The 24,739-nt window shown below is 28.0% G+C and carries 26 protein-coding genes; 11 read left to right on the top strand and 15 right to left on the bottom strand.

Annotation, left to right across the window (positions count from 1 at the left end):
- Positions 1 to 346 precede the first annotated feature (346 nt).
- Positions 347 to 676 (bottom strand): phage holin family protein, encoded by a 330-nt coding sequence (locus HGPB_RS03480; RefSeq protein WP_019132304.1) that lies wholly within the window; start codon positions 674 to 676, stop codon positions 347 to 349.
- A 208-nt stretch (positions 677 to 884) separates the two neighbouring features.
- Between HGPB_RS03480 and hutG the strand changes: the two genes are divergently transcribed.
- Positions 885 to 1,922 (top strand): formimidoylglutamase, encoded by a 1,038-nt coding sequence (hutG, locus tag HGPB_RS03475; protein WP_019132303.1) that lies wholly within the window; start codon positions 885 to 887, stop codon positions 1,920 to 1,922.
- A gap of 27 nt (positions 1,923 to 1,949) precedes the next feature.
- Here the strand turns inward: hutG and HGPB_RS03470 are convergent, their stop codons facing one another.
- From HGPB_RS03470 to rpmH, 14 genes are all read right to left on the bottom strand, one after another.
- Positions 1,950 to 2,204, bottom strand: a complete 255-nt coding sequence (locus tag HGPB_RS03470; protein WP_148497881.1) for a hypothetical protein — start codon at positions 2,202 to 2,204, stop codon at positions 1,950 to 1,952.
- A gap of 179 nt (positions 2,205 to 2,383) precedes the next feature.
- Positions 2,384 to 3,247 carry a PhzF family phenazine biosynthesis protein gene (locus HGPB_RS03465; RefSeq protein ID WP_019132301.1) on the bottom strand — a complete coding sequence of 288 codons (864 nt, stop codon included), beginning with the start codon at positions 3,245 to 3,247 and terminating at the stop codon, positions 2,384 to 2,386.
- Positions 3,234 to 4,100 (bottom strand): ParB/RepB/Spo0J family partition protein, encoded by an 867-nt coding sequence (locus HGPB_RS03460; RefSeq protein ID WP_019132300.1) that lies wholly within the window; start codon positions 4,098 to 4,100, stop codon positions 3,234 to 3,236. Before HGPB_RS03460 ends, HGPB_RS03465 begins: the two co-directional genes overlap by 14 nt.
- A gap of 4 nt (positions 4,101 to 4,104) precedes the next feature.
- Positions 4,105 to 4,851: a ParA family protein gene (locus HGPB_RS03455; RefSeq protein ID WP_019132299.1), complete on the bottom strand. Its 747-nt coding sequence runs from the start codon at positions 4,849 to 4,851 to the stop codon at positions 4,105 to 4,107.
- A 140-nt stretch (positions 4,852 to 4,991) separates the two neighbouring features.
- Entirely contained in the window at positions 4,992 to 5,687 is a 696-nt protein-coding gene (rsmG, locus tag HGPB_RS03450) for a 16S rRNA (guanine(527)-N(7))-methyltransferase RsmG (RefSeq protein ID WP_019132298.1), read from the bottom strand.
- Complete coding sequence (gene mnmG, locus HGPB_RS03445) at positions 5,665 to 7,599, bottom strand: tRNA uridine-5-carboxymethylaminomethyl(34) synthesis enzyme MnmG (protein WP_036738059.1); 1,935 nt, start codon at positions 7,597 to 7,599, stop codon at positions 5,665 to 5,667. The genes rsmG and mnmG overlap by 23 nt, the downstream gene beginning before the upstream one ends.
- On the bottom strand, positions 7,584 to 8,963 hold the full coding sequence (gene mnmE / locus HGPB_RS03440; protein ID WP_019132296.1) for a tRNA uridine-5-carboxymethylaminomethyl(34) synthesis GTPase MnmE: 1,380 nt from the start codon (positions 8,961 to 8,963) through the stop codon (positions 7,584 to 7,586). The genes mnmG and mnmE overlap by 16 nt, the downstream gene beginning before the upstream one ends.
- A 112-nt stretch (positions 8,964 to 9,075) precedes the next feature.
- Complete coding sequence (locus HGPB_RS03435; protein ID WP_019132295.1) at positions 9,076 to 10,200, bottom strand: toxic anion resistance protein; 1,125 nt, start codon at positions 10,198 to 10,200, stop codon at positions 9,076 to 9,078.
- 14 nt (positions 10,201 to 10,214) lie between these two features.
- Positions 10,215 to 11,261, bottom strand: coding sequence for a hypothetical protein (locus HGPB_RS03430; protein WP_019132294.1), 1,047 nt, complete (start codon positions 11,259 to 11,261; stop codon positions 10,215 to 10,217).
- Positions 11,262 to 11,371: 110 nt separating this feature from the next.
- Positions 11,372 to 12,211, bottom strand: a complete 840-nt coding sequence (jag, locus tag HGPB_RS03425) for an RNA-binding cell elongation regulator Jag/EloR (protein ID WP_019132293.1) — start codon at positions 12,209 to 12,211, stop codon at positions 11,372 to 11,374.
- Complete coding sequence (locus HGPB_RS03420; protein WP_019132292.1) at positions 12,208 to 12,930, bottom strand: YidC/Oxa1 family membrane protein insertase; 723 nt, start codon at positions 12,928 to 12,930, stop codon at positions 12,208 to 12,210. The genes jag and HGPB_RS03420 overlap by 4 nt, the downstream gene beginning before the upstream one ends.
- An 11-nt stretch (positions 12,931 to 12,941) precedes the next feature.
- Positions 12,942 to 13,157, bottom strand: coding sequence for a membrane protein insertion efficiency factor YidD (yidD, locus tag HGPB_RS03415; protein WP_019132291.1), 216 nt, complete (start codon positions 13,155 to 13,157; stop codon positions 12,942 to 12,944).
- Entirely contained in the window at positions 13,154 to 13,489 is a 336-nt protein-coding gene (gene rnpA / locus HGPB_RS03410) for a ribonuclease P protein component (RefSeq protein ID WP_019132290.1), read from the bottom strand. Before rnpA ends, yidD begins: the two co-directional genes overlap by 4 nt.
- 8 nt (positions 13,490 to 13,497) lie before the next feature.
- The gene (rpmH, locus tag HGPB_RS03405) at positions 13,498 to 13,632 is read right to left on the bottom strand and encodes a 50S ribosomal protein L34 (protein ID WP_019132289.1); all 135 of its coding nucleotides are present in this window, start codon (positions 13,630 to 13,632) and stop codon (positions 13,498 to 13,500) included.
- A gap of 446 nt (positions 13,633 to 14,078) precedes the next feature.
- Between rpmH and dnaA the strand changes: the two genes are divergently transcribed.
- The 10 genes from dnaA (at position 14,079) to HGPB_RS03355 (ending at position 24,419) form a co-directional block, all read left to right on the top strand.
- On the top strand, positions 14,079 to 15,419 hold the full coding sequence (gene dnaA, locus HGPB_RS03400; protein ID WP_019132288.1) for a chromosomal replication initiator protein DnaA: 1,341 nt from the start codon (positions 14,079 to 14,081) through the stop codon (positions 15,417 to 15,419).
- Between the two features lie 148 nt (positions 15,420 to 15,567).
- Positions 15,568 to 16,662 (top strand): DNA polymerase III subunit beta, encoded by a 1,095-nt coding sequence (gene dnaN / locus HGPB_RS03395; protein WP_019132287.1) that lies wholly within the window; start codon positions 15,568 to 15,570, stop codon positions 16,660 to 16,662.
- Between the two features lie 8 nt (positions 16,663 to 16,670).
- A complete protein-coding gene (locus tag HGPB_RS03390; RefSeq protein ID WP_019132286.1) occupies positions 16,671 to 16,859 on the top strand; it encodes an RNA-binding S4 domain-containing protein in 189 nt (62 codons plus the stop codon).
- A 2-nt stretch (positions 16,860 to 16,861) separates the two neighbouring features.
- The gene (gene recF, locus HGPB_RS03385; protein ID WP_019132285.1) at positions 16,862 to 17,950 is read left to right on the top strand and encodes a DNA replication/repair protein RecF; all 1,089 of its coding nucleotides are present in this window, start codon (positions 16,862 to 16,864) and stop codon (positions 17,948 to 17,950) included.
- A 9-nt stretch (positions 17,951 to 17,959) separates the two neighbouring features.
- Positions 17,960 to 19,879 (top strand): DNA topoisomerase (ATP-hydrolyzing) subunit B, encoded by a 1,920-nt coding sequence (gyrB, locus tag HGPB_RS03380; RefSeq protein ID WP_019132284.1) that lies wholly within the window; start codon positions 17,960 to 17,962, stop codon positions 19,877 to 19,879.
- Between the two features lie 9 nt (positions 19,880 to 19,888).
- The gene (gene gyrA / locus HGPB_RS03375; RefSeq protein ID WP_019132283.1) at positions 19,889 to 22,309 is read left to right on the top strand and encodes a DNA gyrase subunit A; all 2,421 of its coding nucleotides are present in this window, start codon (positions 19,889 to 19,891) and stop codon (positions 22,307 to 22,309) included.
- Positions 22,310 to 22,318: 9 nt separating this feature from the next.
- Complete coding sequence (locus HGPB_RS03370; protein WP_019132282.1) at positions 22,319 to 22,624, top strand: STAS domain-containing protein; 306 nt, start codon at positions 22,319 to 22,321, stop codon at positions 22,622 to 22,624.
- Position 22,625: 1 nt separating this feature from the next.
- A complete protein-coding gene (locus tag HGPB_RS03365; RefSeq protein WP_019132281.1) occupies positions 22,626 to 22,973 on the top strand; it encodes an ATP-binding protein in 348 nt (115 codons plus the stop codon).
- A gap of 10 nt (positions 22,974 to 22,983) precedes the next feature.
- A complete protein-coding gene (locus HGPB_RS03360; RefSeq protein WP_019132280.1) occupies positions 22,984 to 23,772 on the top strand; it encodes a SigB/SigF/SigG family RNA polymerase sigma factor in 789 nt (262 codons plus the stop codon).
- An 11-nt stretch (positions 23,773 to 23,783) separates the two neighbouring features.
- Positions 23,784 to 24,419 (top strand): HlyC/CorC family transporter associated domain-containing protein, encoded by a 636-nt coding sequence (locus tag HGPB_RS03355; RefSeq protein ID WP_019132279.1) that lies wholly within the window; start codon positions 23,784 to 23,786, stop codon positions 24,417 to 24,419.
- The last annotated feature ends 320 nt before the right edge of the window (positions 24,420 to 24,739 follow it).

Raw genomic sequence — 24,739 nt, 5'->3', positions numbered from 1 at the left:
ATAAACTTATTTAGACGATAATATTTGATTTGAAATTTAAAATAATTTTAATATTAGGGAAGTTTAAAATAAAAATAGATAATATAGAAAATTTAATTAAAAATAAGAAAAGATATCCACAGATTATTTGTTAATGTGGATATCTTTTCTTATCAATCTTCTTATAAAATAAGTTAGATAGGTCTATCATTGCCTAAAACAGAGTTAAAGAATAGCTTTAATCCCTCTAATTATATAAATTAAATTTAAAACTGTAAAGTTATCCACATATTTTTACTCCTTGTTGATAACTTTAGACAAAATAAAAAGAGCCCAAAGGCTCTTTTATTCTAAAAATATAAAATTATTAGTAAGTTCTTTCTCCTGGTATAATCATATCAACAATACCAAGAACTGCAGCACCGATAAGTGCTCCAATAATGCTTACTGTAAATCCATCTACAATAACGCCTGTTAAATAAATAACAACAGCTGCTGTTATAAATCCAATAGCACCTTTTCCTTTTGGTGATCCATCATATCCTGTAAATTTTAAAATTGCCCAGTCAATGATCCCCATTGCTATTGCAGCTGATATTGCAGCTGAAAAATTTGTTACTTCCATTCCTGGTGCTAAGAATGCTGCTACAAATACTGCTACTGCAGAAGCTAACACCTTTAATAATAAACTTATCATATTTTTCCCTCCCATAAAAATATAGATATTAAGTCTTACATATTAATATTTATCCCGAATTTATCCAGGATAAACAATTTGTACAAATTTTATCTATATCTTTGATATATTTTATAGTATATTATTATACACCTTATTATCAAAAATATTAAATGGGTATAATAATATATAGTATAAATTCTTTATATTAAACTAGAGGTGGTTATAATTGCTAAAAAATTATGAAGTTGAATCTGCCCACACTTGGACAGGTAGAGTTGATTCATCCACAGATTTTGATTCTTTGAGATGGCATCAATGGATAAAAATTATAGATTTAAATGACACAAGTTTAAAAGCTTTTGATGGTAAATTTGCCTTTGCCTTTATTGGATTTGAATGTGATCATGGCATAGGACTTAACAAGGGCAGGGTTGGTGCAGCTATGGGACCAGAAAGCATCAGACGTGAGCTTTCAAATTTACCTTGCCAATTTTCACAAGATATAAAATTATTTGATGCAGGAAATATAGTTACTTATGGTCTTACTCTCGATCAGGCTCAAGATTGCCTTTCTGAGGCTGTTAATAGGGTTTTAGAGCTTAATATGTTTCCTATAGTCCTTGGCGGTGGACATGAAACTGCTTTTGGTCACTACAAGGGACTTTTCAAGAATTTCCATCCTAAAAAAGAAAATATTGGAATTATTAGCTTTGATGCTCATTTTGATACTAGACCTTACAAGGAAAATGGTGGAACATCAGGCACCATGTTTAGGCAAATACATGATTTAAATTTAGAAAATGATGAAGATTTTAATTTTATGGTCATCGGTATTCAAAAGCATTCTAATACAAAAAGCTTATTTAATTATGCAAAAGAAAATGGTATAAAGTATATTCTTTCAAGAGAAACTGTAAATTCTTCTATTCCATCTCTTTTTGAACAAATAGATGAATTTATAAGTGGAGTGGACCATGTTTATATAACAATTTGTTCTGATGTTTTCTCTACAGCCTTTGCTCCAGGCGTTTCTGCACCTACTCCTCTTGGCGTTGATCCAGAAACTGCAATTGTTTTAATAAAACACATTCTATCCCATGACAAGGCAGTTAGTTTTGATATTTGTGAAGTATCTCCTCGTTTTGACAAGGACTCAACAACTGCATCTCTTGCTTCCTTGCTTATATTTACAGTTGTTACCAAGGTCGCTAATATTATAGAAATGAATAATAAAAGAAGAAATAAAAAAATAGACAAGGAGTAGTTTTTTACTACTCCTTATCTATTTTATTTACTTTTTATCATATTTTTCAAATATACTATCAAATTTTTTACTGCTTGAACTATCTAATTTATACCAATTATTTTTAATTCTAATAAATTTATCAGATTTTGCTATTCCAATACTGTTAGAACTTTTATCATAAACATTTATAAAATTTAAAGCTTGTATCTCACTATTATCTACTTCAACTCTTTCTCCTTTTAAAGAGTTAAGTATTAATAAAATTTCCTTAACTTTTGCAGGATTATTTATATTTGTCATTGTGTCGACATTATATTGAATTAACTCAATGTAAGATACATTTTTTTGTTCAAAATTAAATATTTTATTTCTATTAGAAAGCACTTTATATGAAAGAAGCAATAATAGTATAAAAAAGAAAAGCACAAATAATCTTCCCTTACTTTTCTTATTCTTTCTGCTACTAATTTTAAACACCCCTATATGCTTAAAACACCACTTAGATATACATGAGCCTTACCGCCTATTCTTATAGTTCCATCTTCTAGGCTGCTTAGGCTAAAGACTATATCTTTATTAACTCTTATTTCTTTATCAAAATTTATCCTGCCTTCTTTTGAAAGGTAAAATAAAAAACTATAAATTGAAGCTTTTAAATCATATACTTCATAAATATCATTGCTTATTTTAAAACTTCTTTGTTCTATTTCATTCTCGCCAGTTATAGATACTAAATTAATTAAATTTACATTTTCCCTATTAGAAATTTCTTTTATTATTTCTAAATTCGGAACAATCCCCTGTAAACTTTCTTTGTTTTCAAATTCAATTAGAATTGACGGACTTGATATATTATCTTTATAAGCTTTGATATGGCTAAGTCCTGCTAATCCAGACTTATCGATATTAAATGCCCTGATTAATTCTTCACTGTTTAGTTTTGCATCAACTTGTTTAACTGAAAATCTTATATAAACACTATCGATTTCATAATTTATATAATTTAATTCGACATAAACTTTGCCATACTTGGTGTGAAGTATTATTTCTTTCTTACCATTTTCTAAAGCTTGTATATATCCCTTATCTGCTAGTGTATAAAAAAGTCCAATTGTAGCATAGGATGAAAAATTCACTTCTTCATCGTAACAGTAATAATAAGCTTCATATATCTCAGAATCCAGTTTTGTCAAAAATACCAAACTAGCCTGGTTAAGATTTTTCGCTATCTTTTTAATTTTATCTTTAGATATCTTATCAGGCATCAAAACAGTGGCTACATTTAGCCCTTGCAAAGCTTCATCTGAATATACATTTACAAAATATACATTATAATATTTCATCTATATCACTACCAATTATCTTTTCGTATATTCTTTGTAAATCATCATCATTATAATATTCTATTACTATATTCTTTTTCTTGCCCCTATCGTTAAAAACTACTTTTGTTCCAAGAGCATCTGATAAATCCCTCATGGCCCTGTCCATAAATATATTGCCTTCTTTTTTGTCTTTCTTTTTATTATCAAAGCTGGCCCTTGTTTGTTTAACTGTTTTTCCGGATTCGACAATTTTTTTTGCTTGCTTATATTGCTCATCTTTATTTTTTATAGAGAGAAGAAGTTTACCATGAGATGTTGTGAGCAGGCCTTTTTCCATATATTCTATAACCCTTTCATCTAATTTTAAAAGTCTTATAGTATTTCCTATATATTGCCTACTTTTTCCAATTGTTTTAGATAGTTCTTCCTGAGTCATATCATATAAGTCAAGAACTCTCTTATAACCTTGAGCCTCTTCGATTGAATTTAAATCTTGTCTTTGTATATTTTCTATTAAAGATATCTTATCAGCATTTTCTTCGCTTATATCTTTTATAATAGCTGGTATTGTTTTTAAATTTATGCTTTTGGCCGCACGATACCTTCTTTCTCCAGCTATAATTGTATATTTATCTCCATCTTTTCTTACAATTATAGGTTGTATAAGTCCGTGCTCTTTAATAGACTCTGCAAGTTCTTTAATTGCTTGCTCATCAAAGTGCTTTCTAGCTTGCTCTTCATTTGGATTAATATCTTCTATATTAAGATCTTCTAAATTGCTATTATCTTCTTGTTTTAATAATTTCTCAACAGCACTTGAATCTTTTATAAAGTTATTTATTCCTCTACCTAGTCCTGTCGTCTTTTTCATAAGTTCACCTATTCCTACTTAAAAACTCTTTTGCAAGCTTACTATAAGCTCTTGCTCCTCTTGAAAATTTATCATATTCAAATATATCCATTCCAAAACTTGGTGCTTCTGCTAATCTGATATTTCTAGGAATATCTGTTTGATAAACTAAATCTCCAAAGAATTCCACAACTTCTTTTTTCACATTTGAAGATAGCTTTGTTCTCGCATCATACATGCAGAGTAAAACTCCTTCTATTTTTAAATTTGGATTGAAATTGTCTTTAACCATAGTGATAGTATTCATTAATTGTCCTACGCCTTCTAGGGCATAGTACTCAGATTGAACTGGAATTATGATACTATCTGAGCTGGTTAAAGCTATCATAGATAGAACTCCTAAAGATGGTGGAGCATCAATTATTATATAATCATAATTTTCTTTTATTTGGTCGAGAATATTCTTTAATAAGTACTGCCAATTATCACGAGTTGACAACTCTATTTCTGCACCGGCAAGTTCATTTGAAGATGGTATTATATCTATATTTTTATTTCTTGTAGGATAAAATAAAACTTCATCATTGATAAGAAGGTCATAAATATTTTTTTCTTTATCCTCAAATATGGCTGAAGTGGTGTTGGCTTGAGGATCTAAGTCAACTACTAGTATTTTTTGCTTTTTCTTAGAAAGCGCTGCTGATAGATTTACAACTGTTGTGGTTTTCCCAACTCCACCCTTTTGATTAAATACACTAATGATTTTTCCCATGCTTTCCTCCAAACAAAAATAAAACATACAATAAGAATGCTCTACGTGGAGCATTTGACATTAATATTATACTAATTAATATATATTAATGCAAAAAAATAAATGCTCCACGTGGAGCATTTATTCTCTAAATTCATTATTTATAAAGGTTTACTTCTTGGTTTTCCACCAGTCCTTGGATATTTAGAGCTCATTGTTCTTTCTTTTTTTATTATTAATAAATAATGCTCTATATCGTCTGGTAGTTTAATTTCAATTACTTCTTTTAAGCTTGATCCTAAAATTTCTATTGCAGATTTAGCTTCTTCTAATTCTTCTTTGTAGCCTGGTCCTTTCATGGCTATAAAATATCCACCAACTTTTACAAAAGGCAGACAATATTCACAAAGGGTTGCTAAATTAGCAACTGCTCTTGATGTTGCTATATCAAAGTTTTCTCTGTAATCTTTATTTCTTGCTAATTCTTCAGCCCTAGCATGTAAATTTTCTATACCTTCTAAGTCTAATTCTTCTTTAACTTTATCTAGAAATTTAATTCTCTTATTTAAAGAATCCACTAGGCTTAATTTTAAATCTGGATTATATATTTTTATGACCATGCCAGGAAATCCTGCTCCACTTCCTATATCTATTATTTTTTTATTACCAATTAAATAATTTGTTTTAAAAAGTGAAAGTGAATCTAAAAAATGTTTTATATTTACTTCATCACTATCTGTTATAGATGTAAGATTTACTTTTTCATTATAGTCTAATAATATTTCTTTATATCTTTCTAGCTTTTCGTAACATGAGGAGTCTAGTCCAAATTCCTCAATTTGTTCTTTCAGGCTCATTCTTTCTCCTTTGTTGTTCCAGGTATATTAAAAGTACATTTATATCAGCAGGTGAAACACCTGTGATTCTCGATGCTTGACCTAAAGATTCAGGTTTGATTTCTGCTAGCTTTTCTCTAGCTTCAAGTCTTAGTCCATCTATATGAGAATAATCCATGTGTGGATCTAATTTTTTATTTTCAAGTTTTTTAAATTGATTTATCTGTATTTGTTGTTTTTTAATATATCCTTCATATTTTATTTCAATCTCAACCGTATCAATTATATCTTTTCTTAATTCTTTTCTTTCTGGATCGAATTGTTTAACTTTTTCATAATTGAGTTCTGGCCTTCTAATTAATTCCTTTAAAGATAGGGTCTTATTTATTTTAGTTGATCCTAATTCTTCAATTAATTTATTATTTTCTTCACTAGGATTAACTTTAACCTTTTCTAATCTTTTTAATTCTTTTTCTATATTTTCTTTTCTATATAAATAAGCTTCATATCTTTTGTCATCAACAAGACCTACTTTTCTTCCTATATCTGTTAGCCTTAAATCAGCATTGTCTTGTCTTAAAGTTAGCCTGTATTCAGCTCTTGATGTCATCATCCTGTAAGGTTCTTTTGTTCCTTTTGTTACTAAATCATCTATTAATACTCCAATGTAGGCTTCTGATCTTTTTAAAACTAAAGCTTCTTTATTTTGAACTTTTAAAGCTGCATTTATTCCAGCAACAATTCCTTGCGCGGCAGCTTCTTCATATCCGGAAGATCCATTTATTTGTCCTGCAAAAAATAATCCGCTAATTGTCATGTGTTCAAGATTTATTTTTAAAGATGTTGCATCGATTGCATCATATTCTATTGCATAGGCTGGCCTTAAAATTTTTGCATTTTCTAAACCTTCTATATGTTTGTAGAATTTTGCTTGAATTTCTTCTGGAAGAGATGAGCTAACTCCTTGTATATACATTTCATCAGTAGTTAAGCCTTCTGGTTCAATGAAAACTTGGTGAGAATTTTTATCACTAAACCTAACAACCTTATCTTCTATAGAAGGGCAGTATCTTGGTCCCACTCCTTCTATGTCTCCAAGATATAAGGCAGACCTATTTAAATTATCCCTAATTATTTGATGACACTCTTGTGTCGTGTATGTTAGATAGCAATCTTCTTGGTCTTTATTTAAATCCTTATCTATATTTTCAAATGAAAATGGTATAACTTCAGGATCACCCTTTTGAACTTCCATTCCTTCATAATTTATAGAAGACTTTAAAACCCTAGCAGGCGTTCCTGTCTTTAATCTCATCAAACTAAAACCTTCATTTTCTAGAGAAGATGAAAGAGTATTTGCTGGTCTAAATCCTTGTGGTCCAGAAGAATAATTTAATTCTCCAATATAAATTCTTCCTCTTAAATAAGTTCCTGTTGCTAATACCAAGGCTTTTGTATTGTAGATAGCTCCTGTTTGAGTAACAACTGCTTTAATTTTATTATCTTCAACAATCATGTCTGTAGCTTCTGCTTCATGCAAGTAGAGATTTTCTTGATTTTCCAAAACTCTCTTCATTACTTCATGATATTTTCTTTTATCTGCTTGCACTCTAAGTGAATGGACAGCTGGACCCTTTGATGTATTTAACATCCTAGATTGAATAAAGGTTTGGTCTATAACTTTTGCCATTTCTCCGCCAAGAGCATCAATTTCTCTAACTAAATGGCCTTTTCCAGTGCCACCAATATTAGGATTACAACTCATTGCTGATATTGAATCTAAATTTATGCATAATAGGGCAGTTTTTAAACCCATTCTAGCACTAGCAAGAGCAGCTTCACTTCCAGCATGGCCCGCTCCTACAACTACAACATCATAGTCTCCTTGTATATATCTTTTTACTTCCAAAAAAATTCCTACTTTCCTATACAAAATTCACTAAATACTCTGTCTAAAATGTCTTCTGTATTTGTTTCTCCTGTTATTTCTCCAAGAGACATTAAGGCATTATTAACATTAACTTCCATTAAGTCTAAAAACATTTCATTGTTTATATCTTCTATAACATCTAATAAAGCTTTTTTTGTTGTTTCCAAGGCTCTTATATGTCTTACATTGTTAACATATACATCGCTTGTAGTTGATATTTCTCCCTCAAAAAACATATCTTTAATAATACTTTCTATTTTTGATATATCTTGAGCATCCTGCATGGAAGTTCTTAAATAATCTTTTCCATCTATAAGTTTTTCTATTTCTTCCTCGCTCACAGCCTGGTCTAAGTCATCTTTATTAAATATAATAATTGATTTTTTGTTTTTTATAAGATCAATAATTTCATAATCATCTTGATCAATTTTTCTAGATCCATCAAAAATTGCAATTATAAGATCTGCACTATCAATTTCAGATTTTGCTCTGTCTACGCCTATCTTTTCAACTAAATCTTTAGTATCTCTTATGCCTGCAGTATCTGTTAATTTAAGCAAGATGCCGTCTAGATTTATATAATCACTAATTATATCCCTTGTTGTTCCTGCAACATCTGTTACTATTGCTTTATCAAACCTTAAAAGTTTGTTTAAAAGTGTTGATTTTCCAACATTTGGTTTTCCTAAAATTATAGTATTTATTCCATCACGAAGTAGCATTCCTCTATTGGAATTTTCAAGCAATTTTTCTACTATTTCTAAAGCATCTTCTGTGTAAGATCTGAGCTTATCAAAGGTTGCTTCTTCTATTTCATCTTCAGGAAAATCAATGTTTGCAACTATTAGAGAACTTATAGAGATTAAATTTTCTTTAACCTCATCTAATTTTCCTTTTAAAGAACCTTCTAACTGTTTTATACTCATATCATAAGATAGGTCTGATTTTGATTTTATTATATCTATTACAGCCTCAGCCTGAGTAAGGTCTAACCTTCCATTTAAAAAGGCTCTTTTTGTAAATTCTCCTCTTTCTGCAAGAATAGCCCCCTTATCTAGTAAAAGATTTAAGATTTTTCTTACAGAAATAATTCCGCCGTGGCAATATATTTCAACAACATCTTCTCTGGTATAAGTATGTGGAGCAAGCATTTTTACTATTAATACTTCATCAACTAATTTGTCTCCATCATAAATGTGTCCATAAGCCATTTTTCTATTTTCTATATCAAATAAACTTTTTTTAGAAACAGATTTAAAAATTTTATCTGCAATTTTTACAGAATCGTCCCCACTAATACGGACTATTCCTATACCTGCTTCTCCATTAGCAGTTGAAATAGCTGCTATAGTTTCATTATCATACATTTTTTCACCTTTTTCCTAATCTACTATGATATACCAATTTAAGCATAAATAAAAGAAAATAAACTAAAAAGCACCTAATTTCAAACTTAGATGCTTTATTAATATTAAGCCATTAGCCCATTAATGAATTCTTTAAATTTTTTTCTATTTTTAAAAGCTCATTACTTGCTTCTTCTCTTCTTTTACTTCCTTCGATTTGTATATTTCTGACCTCTGTAAGGGCATCTATTAAAGCTTGATTAGTGTATTTTATAGTTTCTATATCAACTATTGCTCTTTCAGATTCCTTGGCCGTTTCAATCGTAGCTTGCTTTATAGTATCAGCATTTTTCTTTAAAAGTTCATTTGTATAATCGCTAACCTCTTTTTGCACCCTAGCTGCTTCAAGCGAATGTTCTGAGCCAAGAGCTAAAACCATTTGTGATTTCCAAAGAGGTATAGTATGAACTATTGTCGATTGAATCTTTTGAACCATCAAAGTATTAGAAGCTTGGACCATCCTAATTTGTGGTGCCATTTGTAGGGCGATAGTTCTTGTGATTTCTAGATCATGAAGTTTTTTCTCAAACCTATTTATCATATTTGTATAATCATTAACTTTTTGTGCATCGACTGGATTTTTGCTTTTTTCAAAATCTGCTTTTAATTTTACAAGTTCAACTTCTCTTGCTTCTTTTAATTTCAACTCGCCAGCCTTTATATACATTATTAATTCTTTATAATAATCTCTATTTAAATCATACATATAATCAAGAGTTGATATATCTTTCATAAGCCTTAGTTGGTGGCTGATCAGCTGGTCTTTTACTTCTTCTATGCTGTCTTCAACCTTATTATATTTTGCCATAAGACTGTTTATCTTGTTGGAACTTTTCTTAAAAAATGAAAACAAACCCTTATCTTTTTCAGATACATCAAAATTTTTTAGACTCAATAAAACATTGTTTAAAAGCTCACCAGCTTCTCCAATATCTTTACTTCTTACCTTGTTTAAAGTGCTTTCAGAAAAGTTTGCTATCTTTTTTTGAGCTGCCGAACCATATTCAAGAACATTTGAAGAATCATTTAAGTTTATTTTTTTAGAAAAATCTTCTATTTGTTTTCTTTCTTCTTCTGATAATTCAATTTCTTCATTAATCTCTTCTTTTTCTTCAATTTGATAATTTTCTAGCAAATTAAGATTTTTTACTTCTTCATTATTTTCATTTCCAAGAGTTAATTTTATATCTTTATCCATTTAATAATACTCTCCTAATTAAAATCTTCGTCTATATATCCATCATTTTTAAGCATTGATTTTAAAACAGATATATCAGACTTAATATTTATATAATTCATCTCAAAAGTAGCCTCAAGTAATTTTTTTAAACCAGATATTATATCCTTTAATGAAGCTTCGATTTCTTTTTTTACTTCGATTTCATCATTAGTTTTTATCTTAGAATTTTCTATTTTACTGTATTGGTCAAATAAATTTATAGTTTCTGGTATATAATAAGACCTAAATTTTTCATATGATGACTTATTTAGATCTTTATCCACATTTGATTTAAATTTAGATATTATCTCTAAAAGCTCACTTGCATAGTCTTTCATTGGGCTTTTTAAATTTTGCTTGTAATAAATAAGCTTTGTAATGTAATTTGAATCTTTATCACTAGCTTCATTTAAATCAGAAATTTTAAGATAATTTTTATAGTCTACATAACTTTTATTATCTAATATTAAAATTTGATTATTTTCCACAAGTCTTGCTTCCTTAAGATAGTTATTATTTATGAAATGTTGTAAATCTTTTAAGGCTGTATCTTTATCGGTATTTGCCGATATCGCCAAGTTTTCAAGAGTCGCAACAGATGCATTTCCAAAAGCATTTAAATATTTTTTATATCTTATTAGTTGCTTTGACTTTTTTTTGCTGTAAGTGTTTCCAAAATAAAATAATAAAATAATAGGCAAGAAAAAGAATAATACTACTTTTAAAGCTTCTATCTCTTGGGATATTAAAAATCCTGCTAAAGTTAACAAAGCAATAAATACATTTAACCAAATAAATATAGTGAATATTGTAGATAAAAATTTATAATATGCTAAATCTTTTTTATTACTAGTAACTATATTTTCATTCTTTATAACTGGTAATTTTTTTTGTCTTTTTTCTTTCATTCCTTCTACAAAATTATCAAGCTTATCTACGGATAATTTTACAAGATTTCCAGCTATATTTTTTATTTTATAAAATTGTTCACTTTCTAAAAATTGATCCAACTGATCTTCTACATCTTTTTTTGGAGTCATTTTTCCCTCCTTGTAATTTTATAATTACTATAAGCTGCTAATTATCATTATAATATATATTCACAAATAAAAAAAAGACTATCTATTTTAGATAGTCCTTTTGATAAATTTTAATATTTTCTTTCCTTTTGGATTACAACTTTTCTATAAGGATCTCTACCCTCAGAATGGGTTATTACTCCTTTATAGTCTTGTAAAGCTTCGTGTATTATTTTTCTATCAAGAGCACTCATTGGCTCAAGTCTTATAGATCTGTTTGTAGAAAGAACTTTAGCAGCCATTTTTTCAGCTAACTCTTTAAGTGTTTCTCTTCTTCTTTGTCTATAATTAGAAGAATCAAGAAGAACTCTTATATATGAATCAGAAACTTTATTTATAAGTAAACTCAAAATATATTGAATAGAATCAAGAGTTACTCCTCTTTTTCCTATAACAATGCCAAGTTTCTTTTCATCGCCCTTGATTTCTATGTTGATTTGATTTTCAACTTTTTCAATAACCAAATCATATTCTATATCAAGTTCATCAAGGATTTTTCCTAGAAATTCGTGAATAATTTCATCAATTCTTTGGTCTATTTCTTCTGAATTTTTGTTAGAACTTTCTTCTATAATTTCTTCTTCAATTTCAATTTTTTCTTCGAAAAATTCTACACTTTCGCTAGTATTATCTATATAATTTTCTTTATTTTCTAATTCTGTTTCCCTTACAGGAATTTCTTGGCTCTTCTCTGTATAAGAATCATCTAGAATTTGTCTTAAAATTTCTGAAGTATCTTCTTTTTTAGAAACTTTAACAGTTGCTTCTTTAGAACCGATTAGTCCTAAAAAACCTTTTGAAGGTTCTTCTATAACCTCAATCTTTACCTGGTCTTTTTCTAAATTTAATTCTTTTAGAGCCTCTCTTACAGCTTCATCTACAGTTTTTGCTCTTTTGATTACATAACTCATTTTACTTCCTCCGATACATCCTTAGCAATAATTGCATTAGTAATCAATTGTTGAATTATTGAAACAATGTTTCCTACAACCCAGTATAAAGCAAGACCTGCTTGAAAATTTCTACTCATCCAGAATATAAGAAGTGGCATCATTATTGTCATAGATTTCATCATAGAATTTGCTTGTTGGTTTCCTTGGTTAGCAGGATTCTTTGAGCTAAGATATGATGTAATAAATGTAGTGATACCAGCCATTGCTGGAAGAATCATTGTAGTATCTTTAAATTCAAGATTTTTTAAATAAAAAAAGTTTTTATTTATACTTTCAAAAAATGCCTTGTCAGTAAAAGCATACTTTGCAGGTTCTAAAAAGACCCTATAAAAAGCAATCAATACAACCATTTGTATAATCATAGGTAAGCAACCAGCAAAAATATTATAATTTGCTTCCTTATAAAGCTTTTGTTGCTTAACAGCTAAGGTTTGAGGATCATTTTTATACTTTCTTTGTAACTTTTCGATTTCAGGTTGCAGTTCAGCCATTTTCTTTTGATTTTTCATCATAGAAATATTTACAGGTAAAACCGCAACTCTAATGATTACAGTAGCAATAATTATTGAGAGTGCAAAAAAGGAAATACTTTCAGGTTCATTTGGGAATGCTTGTACCATAAAATCATAAATAAATTTTAAAAAAGATCCCAAAAGCTTACTAATTCCACTTAGCAATATATGCCTCCTTATTTTAGAGGATCGTATCCACCCTTGTGAAAAGGATGACATTTTAAGATTCTTTTGATAGTTAAGAATGTTGCTTTAAAAAAATTATATTTTTCATAAGCTTCTTTGGCATACTCAGAGCATGTAGGATAAAACCTACAATGAGCTCCTACAAAAATATATCTAGATATTACTTTTTGATAAAAATTAATTAATAATATAGCTATTTTTCTCACTTAATCACCTTATTTAATTTTCGGCAAATATGTCCAAAACTAGCTTCAAGTTCCTTGTATGAAAGATCAAGGCAGGATTTTTTTATAACAAAGACATAATCATATCCATCTTTTAATAAATTAAAATTATTATAATATATATCTTTAAATTGTCTTTTTAGCCTATTTCTAGTAACAGCATTACCAACTTTTTTAGTTATAGTAAAGCCAAGTCTTTTATTATCTAAATTATTTTTTTTATAAAAAGCAGTAATATTTCTATTTCCAGTTATATTTCTTTTTTTGTATACTCTTTGAAAATCAATGTTTTTCTTTAAATAACAATCCCTCATTATAATTATTAAGCAGAAAGAATCTTTCTTCCTTTAGCTCTTCTTCTTTTTAATACAGCTCTTCCAGATTTAGTTCTCATTCTAGCTCTAAAACCATGTTCTCTTTTTCTTTGTCTATTTTTAGGTTGATAAGTTCTTTTCATTTTTTTCACCTACTTTCATTAGTTATCTAGCAAATTATATTGAAATATCGGCTAAAAGTCAAGAATTTTGAAATTTTAAGAAATATTTATATAAATAATTTATTTATTTAAGATTTATAAAAAAATAGCTATATATATTTATATTAACACATTTGAGCTTGTTGATAAGTTATTATTTATTTGTTAAAATGTACTTGTATTATTAAAAGAACTTGTGAATAAAAATATAAAATGTTAATAAATAAAATTATCCACATTATGTTAATAATTTGTGTATAGTTTTATATTTTTATAAAAATTATTGTTAAATAGTTATTTATATCTATTAGTTATCCACAATATTTATATTAATTAAAAACTTATCCACTTGTTATTAAATATTGTTAATATATTTATACATAGAATTTTATTAACAATTTATTCTTGTTAATAAATAGGAGGAATTTATGGATCGAGAATTAAATGATATTTGGAAAGAAATTATGCAAAAAATTCAGATGCAATCCATAACCTCTGTTTCTTTTGACACCTGGTTTAAAGATATGAAGTTAAAAGAAATAAATTATGAAAAAAATATTTTTTATGTAACCGTTCCAATAGACTTTATTAAAGCAAGACTCACTAACAATCCATCTCAACTAAGAATAATTAAAAAATGTATTAAGCAAGTAATGAATGAAGATTTCGAAGTAGTAATATTAACTGAAGATGAAATCACTCCAAACGTACAAAAGCCTGAATATAGACCAAAAACAAGGCTAAATCCAAAATATACATTTGAAAATTTTGTTGTTGGCAAAAGTAATGAATTTGCTCATGCAGCAGCTCTTTCTGTTGCTGAAAATAATGAAGATCCATCTGAGGCTCATTCAAATCCATTATTTATATATGGAGGTGTTGGACTAGGAAAGACGCATTTAATGCAAGCAGTAGGTCACTATGTCCATAACTTAGATGAAGAAAAGAAAATTTTATATGTAACTAGTGAGCAATTTACAAATGAACTAATTAATTCTATTAAAACAAATCAAAATGAAAAATTTAGAAATAAATATAGGAAAGTTGATTTACTCTTAATAGACGATATTCAATTTATTGCAGATAAAGACAGAACTATGGAAGAATTTTTTCATACTTTTAATGAACTTCATGGTCAAAATAAACAGATTGTACTGACATCTGATAAACCTCCTCAAGAAATAAAATCACTTGAGGAAAGACTAATATCAAGATTTGCCTGGGGGCTTGTAGTAGATATATCAGCTCCAGATCTTGAAACCAGAATAGCTATACTTAGGTCAAAAGCTGATTCTGAGGGATACAATGTAAGCGATGATGTTATAAATTATATAGCTGAAAATGTAAAATCTAATATAAGAGAACTAGAAGGCTCTTTATCTAGAATAATGGCGTATTCAAAACTTACATCCAATCCTATGACAGCTGAAAATGCAGCTATTATATTAAAAGACATATATAGTAAAAAAGAAGAAGAAAAACCTATTGATGTAGAAACAATAAAGGAAGTAGTCTGTAAGCATTACAATATCAGCATTAGCGAAATGGACTCTAGAAAAAGAACAAAAAATATAGCCTTTGCTAGACAAGTTGCCATGTATATAACAAGACAACTAATAGGTCTATCGCTTCCTCAAGTAGGTAATGAGTTTGGTGGCAGAGACCATACAACAGTTTTACATGCTGAGAAAAAAGTAATAGAAGAAATGAAAAAACATACTTCTTTAAAGATAAAAATCAATAATATTATTAAGGAAATAGAAAATTAATGTTTATAAGTTTTAATAAATATAAAAGTTATCCACAATATGTTATTTAAAATAAATACTATATTTGAATATTTAGACAACTTATCTACAAATTCACAGTCCTTACTACTATTATTAATCTATCTAAACTATATATAGGGAGGAAAAAATGAAATTAAAAATAAATAGAAAAGATTTAGCTAAACATATTTCTATAGTTCAAAAAGCTATTTCAACAAGAACAACCATGCAAATACTTGAAGGAATATTGTTAATAGCAAAAGATAATATGTTAACACTTATTTCTTCCGATGAAAAACTATCTATAAAAACAAATCTTTCTACAATAATAAATGAAGAAGGTTCTTGCGTAGTAAATGCAAGACTATTTGGAGAAATAATTAGAAAATTAACAGATGATACATTAGATATCAGCGTTCAAAACTACAATATGAATATAAAAGCAGAAAGATCTAATTTTAATATTCAAGTACAAAATGCAAATGAATTTCCTAATTTACCTGATATAGATGATGAATCATCTATAAAAATCAATTCTGAAAGCTTTATAGATGCTATAAGAAAAACTTCATTTGCAGTTTCTTTAGACGAAACAAGAAAAAATTTCACAGGTGTATTTATGAATGTTGAATCAGGATCAATTAGTTTTGTAGCACTTGATGGATTCAGGATGGCACTTAAAAGTATAAAAAATGAAACAGATAAAGAAATATCAGCAATTATACCAGCAAGAGCCCTAAATGAAATTGTAAAAATTATAGAAGATGAAGAATTTGTTGAAATAGTTGTTAATGACAATCAAATAAAATTTGTACTAAAAAATACAGAAGTTTATTCAACAAGAATAAGCGGTGAATTCTTTAACTATGAAGGATTAATCAGAAATGACCATAGCTTTATTTGTAATACAAATAGAGAAGAATTTCAAAATGCACTTGAAAGAGCTTCACTTTTAGCAAAAGAAGAAAGAGCAAATCTTATAAAGCTAGAAGTTTGTGAAAATAGTATTCTTATATCATCAAATTCTGAAATTGGATCAGTTGAAGAAAATGTTGAATCTGAAAATAATGATCATGATTTAAAAATTGCTTTTAACTCAAAATATCTACTTGAAGGTATAAGAAATATGACAAGTGAAAAAATTGAGCTTAATTTTACAGATTCAGTTAATCCTTGCATAATAAAAGAAGAAGATGATAAGGACTATATATACCTAGTTCTTCCTGTAAGACTAGCTAATTAGGTGATTTTATGAAAGAAGATACAATTAAATTAGGAGATTTCTTAAAATTAGAAAATATTTGTCAAAGTGGTGGAGAAGCAAAAATGTTGATCCAATCAGGCCAGGTAAAATTAAATGGAGAAATTGAAACAAGAAGGGGAAAAAAACTCTCAAAAGGAGATAGGATCACAATAGACGGTAAAGAGTATATCTACTAGTTATGAAAATACTGGATTTAAAACTTATTAATTTCAGAAATTATGAAAATTTAAATTTTGAAGTAAAAAGCAATCTAAATTTATTTTTTGGAAAAAATGCAGCAGGAAAAACTAATTTTCTAGACTCAATCTATACACTATTAAATGGAAAATCATTTAGAAACACTAAAGATACAGATAATATAATGATAGATAAAAATAAATCAGAACTTTTTGCTAAAATAGAAAATTTTTCATATGAGGATAATCTTGAAATTCAAATTAATAGGTTTGATAAGAATATATATAAGATAAATTCTGAAGAAAAAACTTTAAGAAATTACAAAAAAGACCTATCCTGTGTGATTTTTTCTCCTGCAGATATTAATTTAGTAAAACAATATCCAAACTACAGAAGAAGATATATAGATGATTTAATTTCAATTATTGATCCAGTTTATGAATATAATTTATCTGTATATAGAAAAATAATATTTCAAAGAAATAAATTACTAAAACAAAATTTAAGCAAAGATCTTCTTGAAGTATACAACTATCAATTGGCAGAATATGGATCGAAAATATTAAAAAAAAGAATTAGCACTTTGAGAAAACTTGAAAAATACTGTATAAATCATTTTTATAGAATTTCAGGTGGAGATAAATTTAAAATAACCTATTTAAGTACAATACCAATTTCAAAATTAGACCTTGATTTATCTAGGTTATTTTTAAAGAAATTAGATGATGCTTATGAGGACGATATATCAAAAAAATATACTACAATTGGGATTCATAGGGATGATATAGATTTTAAAATAAATAATCTTTCATCAAAATTGTATGCTTCTCAAGGTGAAATAAGGACAATTATCCTATCTTTGAAATTAGCAGAGATAGATTTAATTAAAGAAAATAAAAAAAGTGAACCCATACTTTTATTAGATGATGTTTTTTCAGAACTTGATAAAAATAGGTCGTCTTACTTAATCAAAAGTATAGGTGATATTCAAACATTTATAAGCTCTACAGACTATGACCTAGAAAGTTCCAATCTTTTAGATGGAGACTTTTATGAGGTAAAAGAAAATAGGATTATAAGTATAGATTAGGAGAATATAATGACTAAGAATAATGACAGACACTATGGTGCTGAGGATATTCAAGTATTAACAGGTCTTGATCCTGTAAGAAAAAGACCCGGAATGTATATTGGTTCCACAGGAGAAAGAGGACTTCATCATTTGGTTTATGAAGTTATGGATAACTCTATTGATGAGGCTCTTGCTGGAATATGTGACCATATTATAGTAAAAATTTATAAGGATGGTTCGGTAAGTGTAACTGATAATGGATCAGGTATACCAGTTGAAATACATCCTAAGACAAAGAAAAGCACAGTTGAAACTGTACTTACAATACTGCATGCAGGTGGTAAATTTAATAACAAAGCCTACTCTGTATCAGGTGGTTTGCACGGAGTTGGGGTGTCAGTTGTAAATGCTCTTTCAGAACATCTTGTAGCTACTATAAAAAGAAACGGAAAAATTTATGAACAAGAATTTTCAAGAGGAAAGGCAATATCAGATCTTAAAGTTCTTGGAGATTTAGAAAAAGTTGAAACTGGTACAAAAATTTATTTTAAACCAGATGCTGAAATATTTGAAACAACTGAATTTAATTTTGAAACTCTATCAAAAAGATTTAGAGAAATGGCATTTTTGAATAAGGGTATAAAAATTGAATTTATAGACGAAAGACATGACAAAAGAGAAGTCTACTACTATGAAGGTGGAATTAAGTCTTTTGTTGAATTTATAAATAAAAAGAAAAAACCAATTCATGATGAAATTGTTTATATAGATGTATTTAAAGAAAATACAAAAGTTGAAGTTGCTTTACAATATACTGATTCTTATTCAGAAACAGTTCTTACTTTTGCAAATAATATAAATACTGAAGAAGGTGGTACTCATCTTTCAGGATTTAGAAGCTCTTTAACAAGGACAATCAATGATTATGGAAGAAAGTATAATATAATAAAAGAAAAAGAAGAAAATCTTTCTGGAGATGATGTAAGAGAGGGACTTACTGCTGTAATTTCTGTAAAACTTCCAAATCCTCAATTTGAAGGACAAACAAAAGCAAAACTTGGAAATTCAGAAACTAGAGGAGTTGTTGATTCTGTAATAACTGAACATCTAGAAAGTTTCCTAGAAGAAAATCCAAAAATTGGAAAAATTATACTTAACAAAGCCTTATCTGCAAGGCGCGCAAGAGAAGCAGCAAGGAAGGCAAGAGACTTATCAAGAAAAAGAAATGTTTTAGATTCAACAGCACTTCCTGGAAAACTTGCAGATTGTCAAAATAAAGATAATGAAACAACAGAAATCTTCTTAGTAGAAGGTGACTCAGCAGGTGGATCTGCAATAGATGCAAGAGATTCTGTTTTTCAAGCTATACTTCCTCTAAGAGGTAAGATAATGAATGTTGAAAAAGCAAGACTTGATAAAATGCTTAATTCAAATGAAATAAAAGCTATGATAACAGCTTTTGGAGCAGGTATAGGCGAAGAGTTTGATATAGAAAAATTGAGATATAATAAAATAATTATCATGACAGATGCCGATATAGATGGGGCCCATATAATGACATTATTATTAACCTTCTTATTTAGATATATGAGAGAGTTAATAGAAAAAGGACATGTGTATGTTGCAAAGCCACCACTTTATGGAATAATTCAAAGAAATAAAGTTGTTAGATATTGTTATGATGACAAAGAATTAAAATTGGCTCTTAAAGAACTTAAAAAAGATTCAAAATATGAAATTAAAAGATACAAGGGTCTTGGTGAAATGAACCCAGAAGAACTTTGGGAGACAACAATGAATCCGGACCACAGAATTCTTTTAAAAATAGAAATAGAAGACTTAGTATATGCTGATGAAACTTTCTCTATGCTTATGGGTTCAGAAGTTGAACCAAGAAGAGAATTCATTCAAGAAAATGCTTTATATGTAGATTATATAGATGCATAGGAGGAAGATATGGACGAATTTAATAACAGTGGAATAGTAAATGTAAATCTTTCCAAAAAGATGAGAGATTCTTATCTTGATTATTCCATGAGTGTAATTGTATCTCGTGCACTTCCAGATGTACGAGATGGTCTAAAACCTGTACATAGAAGAATAATATATGGTATGCAGGTTGTAGGACTTAACCCAGGAGGACCTTATAGAAAATCTGCAAGACTTGTAGGAGATGTAATGAGTAAATTTCACCCTCATGGTGACTCCTCAATATATGATGCTACAGTAAGGCTTGCTCAACCATTTAATACAAGATATCCTCTTGTTGATGGTCAAGGTAACTTTGGTAATATTGATGGCTATGGAGCAGCAGCCATGCGTTATACAGAGCTTAAGATGACAAGACTATGTCTTGAAATGTTAAGGGATATAAATAAAGATACCGTTGATATGGTTCCAAACTTTGATGAAGAAGATTTTGAACCAACAGTACTACCTTCAAGATTTCCAAATTTACTTGTAAATGGATCTGCTGGTATTGCAGTAGGTATGGCAACAAATATGCCTCCTCACAATTTAAAAGAGGTAATTGAAGGAGTAAATGCCTACATAGACAACGAAGATATAAGCACTGAAGAATTGATGCAATATATAAAAGGACCAGATTTTCCAACAGGCGCATATATAATGGGCAAGCAAGGAATAAAAAAAGCCTATGAAACAGGCAGGGGTAAAATCCAAATAAGAGCAGTTGCAGAAATTGAAGAATTTAAGAAAAGACAAAGAATAATAATAAAAGAAATTCCTTACCAAGTAAATAAATCAAACTTGGTTATAAAAATTGCTCAACTTGTTAGAGATAAGGTAATTGATGGAATAAGTTCAATTAGAGATGAATCAACAAGAAAAGGAATTAGAATTGTAATTGATTTAAAAAAAGATGCACATGCTAATATAGTTTTAAATAAATTATATAAAGAAACTCAAATGCAAATAACATTTGGTGTAATAAATCTTGCACTAGTTAATGGTGTTCCGAAAGTATTAAGCCTTAAAAAATTAATATCTCACTATGTTGATCATCAAATAGAAGTAGTAACAAGAAGAACAAAATTTGATCTTGATAAATCAGAAAAAAGAGCTCATATAGTTGAAGGTCTTTTAGTTGCAATTGATAATATAGACAGAATAATTAAAATTGTAAGATCATCTCAAGATGATAAAGATGCAAAACAAAAATTTACTGAAGAATTTGGTTTAACAGATATCCAAGGCCAAGCAATTCTTGATATGAGAATTAAAAGATTAACTGGTTTGGAAAGAGAAAAACTAGAAGATGAATTTAAAGAACTAGAAGAAACAATAAAATATCTTAGAAGTATATTAGAAGATCATGGTCTACTTATGAGCATAATTAAAGATGAACTAAATGAAATAAAAGATAAGTATTCAGATTTAAGAAGAACTGTTATAAGACCATCTGAATCAGAAATAGATATAGAAGATGTAATAAAAGAAGAAGATGTTGTAGTAACACTTACAAAATCAGGTTATATAAAAAGAATGCCAGAAGGAACATATAAACCTCAAAAAAGAGGTGGAAGAGGAATTCAAGCCTTGTCAACAAAAGATGGGGACTTTGTATGTGATTTATTTGTAACATCAAGCCATGATTCAATATTATTTTTCACAAATCTTGGAAAAGTTTACACTCTAAAAGCTTATGAAATACCAGAAAGTTCAAGGCAAGCTAGGGGAATGGCGGTTGTTAATTTATTAAACTTATCATCAGATGAGCAAATAGAATCAATTATACATGTAAAAGATTTTGATCCAAATCTTTATGTATTGATGGCAACTAAAAATGGAATAGTTAAGAAAACATCTTTTGAAGATTATAAAAATATAAGAAAAAATGGTATTATTTCTATGAAACTTAAAGAAGGTGATAGAATAATATCATCAAGACTTACAAATGGAGAAGAAGATTTAATACTTGCAACTAAAAAAGGTAAAAGTATTAGGTTCTCTGAAAAAGATGTAAGAAGCACAGGAAGAAATTCCATGGGTGTTACAGCTATAAAACTTGATAGTGATGATGAGCTTGTAGGCTGTGATATAGCTGAAGATAATAAATACTTCTTAGTAATATCAGAAGGAGGATTTGGAAAAATAACAGCACTTGAAGAATATAGGACCCAAGGAAGAGCCGGTTCAGGAATAATTACCTACAGACCAAATAAGAAAACTGGCAATCTTGTAGCAGCTAAGGTAGTAGATAAAGATGATGACATTATGATTATTACATCAGGTGGAATCATAATAAGAATAAGAGTTGATCAAATATCAAAAATGGGAAGAGCTACATCAGGAGTTAAACTTATGAATATAAAAGATTCAAAAGTAGTAGCTATTGCTAAGTATATTGGAGACTAGGAGGATTCTATGTTTGAAGTTTCTTATGAAAATAAAGATGAACTTGTTATATATCCAAAAGGTGAACTTGATCTTTACACAACAGAAGATTTTAAAAAAGATACATTAAATAAATATAATGAATATAAAAAGAATATTTTAATAGATGGAAAAGAACTTGAATATATTGATTCAACAGGTTTAGGAGCTTTAATGTATATATTGAATGAAATAGAAAAAAATGATCATAAAATAGCCCTAGTAAATATTAAAAAGAATATTATGAAGTTATTTTCTATAACAAAACTAGATAGTATTTTTGAAATGAGGGATTAATATGGAGATTATAGAACTAAAAATTCCATCAAATGCAAAATATTTTTCTTCAATAAGATTATTTTTATCTGGACTGCTTACAAATCTAGATTTTGATATAGAAAAAATAGAAGATTTTAAAATTGCACTTTCTGAATGTTTAAACATTGCTTTAAAATTAAAATGTGAAGACGAAATTGATGTGAAATTTTGCATTGATGAAGACAAATTTGAAATTGAAATAGGAAAAATTTGTAAAAAAGATATAGACGAAGATGACGAACTATCACTATCATTGACAATTATTGATTGCTTGGTAGACAAAAGTAGTCTGGAAGATGAAAAATTATCAATAATAGTAGAATTATAGGAAAGATAAAATGAACTTAGAACAATATCATAGTTTAAACAGAAAACTTAGCAAGGAAGAAAGAAAAGAACTCTTCAAAGAATATGCTGAGACAAAAGACAATGAAATAAGAGATATTTTAATAAAAGAGCACCTATATATAGCAGAAATATTATCTAAAAAATATGCAGGAAGAGGTATAGACTATGATGACATATACCAAGTAGCATCAATTGGTTTAATATATGCAATTGAAAGATACGATCTGTCAAAAGGTTATGAATTTTCTTCTTTTGCTACTCCGACTATAATAGGTGAAATAAAAAAATACTTCAGAGATAAGGGTTGGACAATTAGAGTTCCAAGAAGAATTCAAGATCTTTCAAAAAAAATCAATAATGCAAGAATTCATTTATCTCAAACCCAACAAAAATCACCGACAGTAAATGAAATAGCAGAATATTTAAACACAAGTCCAGAAGAAATTCTAGAAACTCTAGAAGCATCAAAAGTATATTCACCTCAATCATTAGATGTTGTTTATGATCTTAATGGAGAAGATAAAGAAATTAATCTAGGGGATTTAATAGGAGTAGAAGAAAAATACTTCGATAAAATTGAATTAAAAGAATTTCTACAAAAATCTATGGCTAATCTTAATGAAGTAGAAAAAACAATATTAATCGAAAGATATTTCAATAACAGCACACAGATATCAATAGCAGAAAAACTTGATATATCTCAGATGACAGTATCTAGAATAGAAAAAATAGTGCTTACAAAAATGAGAAAGGAAATGAAAAGATCTTTGGAAGGATAAAGGAGAAGAAGATGAATAGAAAAAAGTACCTGCTATTCCTAAGTAAATTAATACATTTATTTGAAATCCTAATATCAATCATGCTTATAATAGCAATATTAATATCAATTCCAGATATAATACATTATTATATAGATATACTTGGATCATCAAAAGAGGTCTCAATAAAGCTATTTAATGATTTGTTAGCACATATTATGATGCTAGTTATAGCCATGGAGTTTATACTACTTTTAGTAACACAAACAGATTCTACAATTGTTTATTTAATCACACTTGTTATATCTAGAAAACTACTTATCCAATCACAAAGTATGACAGATATATTAATAGGAGTAATAGCTATAACCATATTATTTATAACAAGAAAGTTTTTATTAAAAAGTTCAACTGTAGAATACTTAAATCAAGATAGTAATAAAATATTTTCTGCAGTATCAAAAATTGAAGAAATAAATATGCTTTACAATTTGCAAATAGATGATAAGGGATTCCACACATTGGGTGGACTTGTTTCTAATCTATTTGAAAATGAAGCTAGAGATTTAAAAGAAGATGAACTGATAGAAGATGATAAGTATATATATACAATAATAAAAATTAATGGTGGACTTATAGAAGAAGTTGCCGTATCATCAAAAGATTAAAAGACCTAAGGGTCTTTTTTTTTGCCTAAAATAAATTTTATATTTTAATTTATTGAATAATTATAAAATTATGACAAGTTATTATATAAAAAGTTTCAGAATTTAATGTATTTATATAGTTGTTTAATTTAATTTTACAATTATTAAATTATAAAATTAATTTTGGTTTAAAGCTACTTAATAAAAGGTATATAAAAAATAAATTACAGATAGTATTAATTTTATTAAATTAATTTAATAAAATTACAAAAGCGTAATCAATTTATCAATTTTTAGATTTAATAAGATAAAAATATATAAAAATGATAAAAAATTAAAAA

This window comes from Peptoniphilus obesi ph1, assembly GCF_000311865.1.
Lineage (GTDB): Bacteria > Bacillota > Clostridia > Tissierellales > Peptoniphilaceae > Peptoniphilus_E > Peptoniphilus_E obesi.
The sequence above is the reverse complement of the archived record's forward strand: the minus strand, read 5'-3'. Positions and strand labels throughout refer to the sequence as shown.

Bases quoted from the DNA above. Each gene is read 5' to 3' on its own strand.
- HGPB_RS03480 (WP_019132304.1), bottom strand. From the start codon at position 676: ATGATAAGTTTATTATTAAAGGTGTTAGCTTCTGCAGTAGCAGTATTT.
- HGPB_RS03470 (WP_148497881.1), bottom strand. From the start codon at position 2,204: ATGACAAATATAAATAATCCTGCAAAAGTTAAGGAAATTTTATTAATA.
- HGPB_RS03465 (WP_019132301.1), bottom strand. From the start codon at position 3,247: ATGAAATATTATAATGTATATTTTGTAAATGTATATTCAGATGAAGCT.
- HGPB_RS03460 (WP_019132300.1), bottom strand. From the start codon at position 4,100: ATGAAAAAGACGACAGGACTAGGTAGAGGAATAAATAACTTTATAAAA.
- HGPB_RS03455 (WP_019132299.1), bottom strand. From the start codon at position 4,851: ATGGGAAAAATCATTAGTGTATTTAATCAAAAGGGTGGAGTTGGGAAA.
- rsmG (WP_019132298.1), bottom strand. From the start codon at position 5,687: ATGAGCCTGAAAGAACAAATTGAGGAATTTGGACTAGACTCCTCATGT.
- mnmE (WP_019132296.1), bottom strand. From the start codon at position 8,963: ATGTATGATAATGAAACTATAGCAGCTATTTCAACTGCTAATGGAGAA.
- HGPB_RS03435 (WP_019132295.1), bottom strand. From the start codon at position 10,200: ATGGATAAAGATATAAAATTAACTCTTGGAAATGAAAATAATGAAGAA.
- HGPB_RS03430 (WP_019132294.1), bottom strand. From the start codon at position 11,261: ATGACTCCAAAAAAAGATGTAGAAGATCAGTTGGATCAATTTTTAGAA.
- jag (WP_019132293.1), bottom strand. From the start codon at position 12,211: ATGAGTTATGTAATCAAAAGAGCAAAAACTGTAGATGAAGCTGTAAGA.
- rnpA (WP_019132290.1), bottom strand. From the start codon at position 13,489: ATGAGGGATTGTTATTTAAAGAAAAACATTGATTTTCAAAGAGTATAC.
- rpmH (WP_019132289.1), bottom strand. From the start codon at position 13,632: ATGAAAAGAACTTATCAACCTAAAAATAGACAAAGAAAAAGAGAACAT.
- dnaA (WP_019132288.1), top strand. From the start codon at position 14,079: ATGGATCGAGAATTAAATGATATTTGGAAAGAAATTATGCAAAAAATT.
- dnaN (WP_019132287.1), top strand. From the start codon at position 15,568: ATGAAATTAAAAATAAATAGAAAAGATTTAGCTAAACATATTTCTATA.
- HGPB_RS03390 (WP_019132286.1), top strand. From the start codon at position 16,671: ATGAAAGAAGATACAATTAAATTAGGAGATTTCTTAAAATTAGAAAAT.
- recF (WP_019132285.1), top strand. From the start codon at position 16,862: ATGAAAATACTGGATTTAAAACTTATTAATTTCAGAAATTATGAAAAT.
- gyrB (WP_019132284.1), top strand. From the start codon at position 17,960: ATGACTAAGAATAATGACAGACACTATGGTGCTGAGGATATTCAAGTA.
- gyrA (WP_019132283.1), top strand. From the start codon at position 19,889: ATGGACGAATTTAATAACAGTGGAATAGTAAATGTAAATCTTTCCAAA.
- HGPB_RS03370 (WP_019132282.1), top strand. From the start codon at position 22,319: ATGTTTGAAGTTTCTTATGAAAATAAAGATGAACTTGTTATATATCCA.
- HGPB_RS03365 (WP_019132281.1), top strand. From the start codon at position 22,626: ATGGAGATTATAGAACTAAAAATTCCATCAAATGCAAAATATTTTTCT.
- HGPB_RS03360 (WP_019132280.1), top strand. From the start codon at position 22,984: ATGAACTTAGAACAATATCATAGTTTAAACAGAAAACTTAGCAAGGAA.
- HGPB_RS03355 (WP_019132279.1), top strand. From the start codon at position 23,784: ATGAATAGAAAAAAGTACCTGCTATTCCTAAGTAAATTAATACATTTA.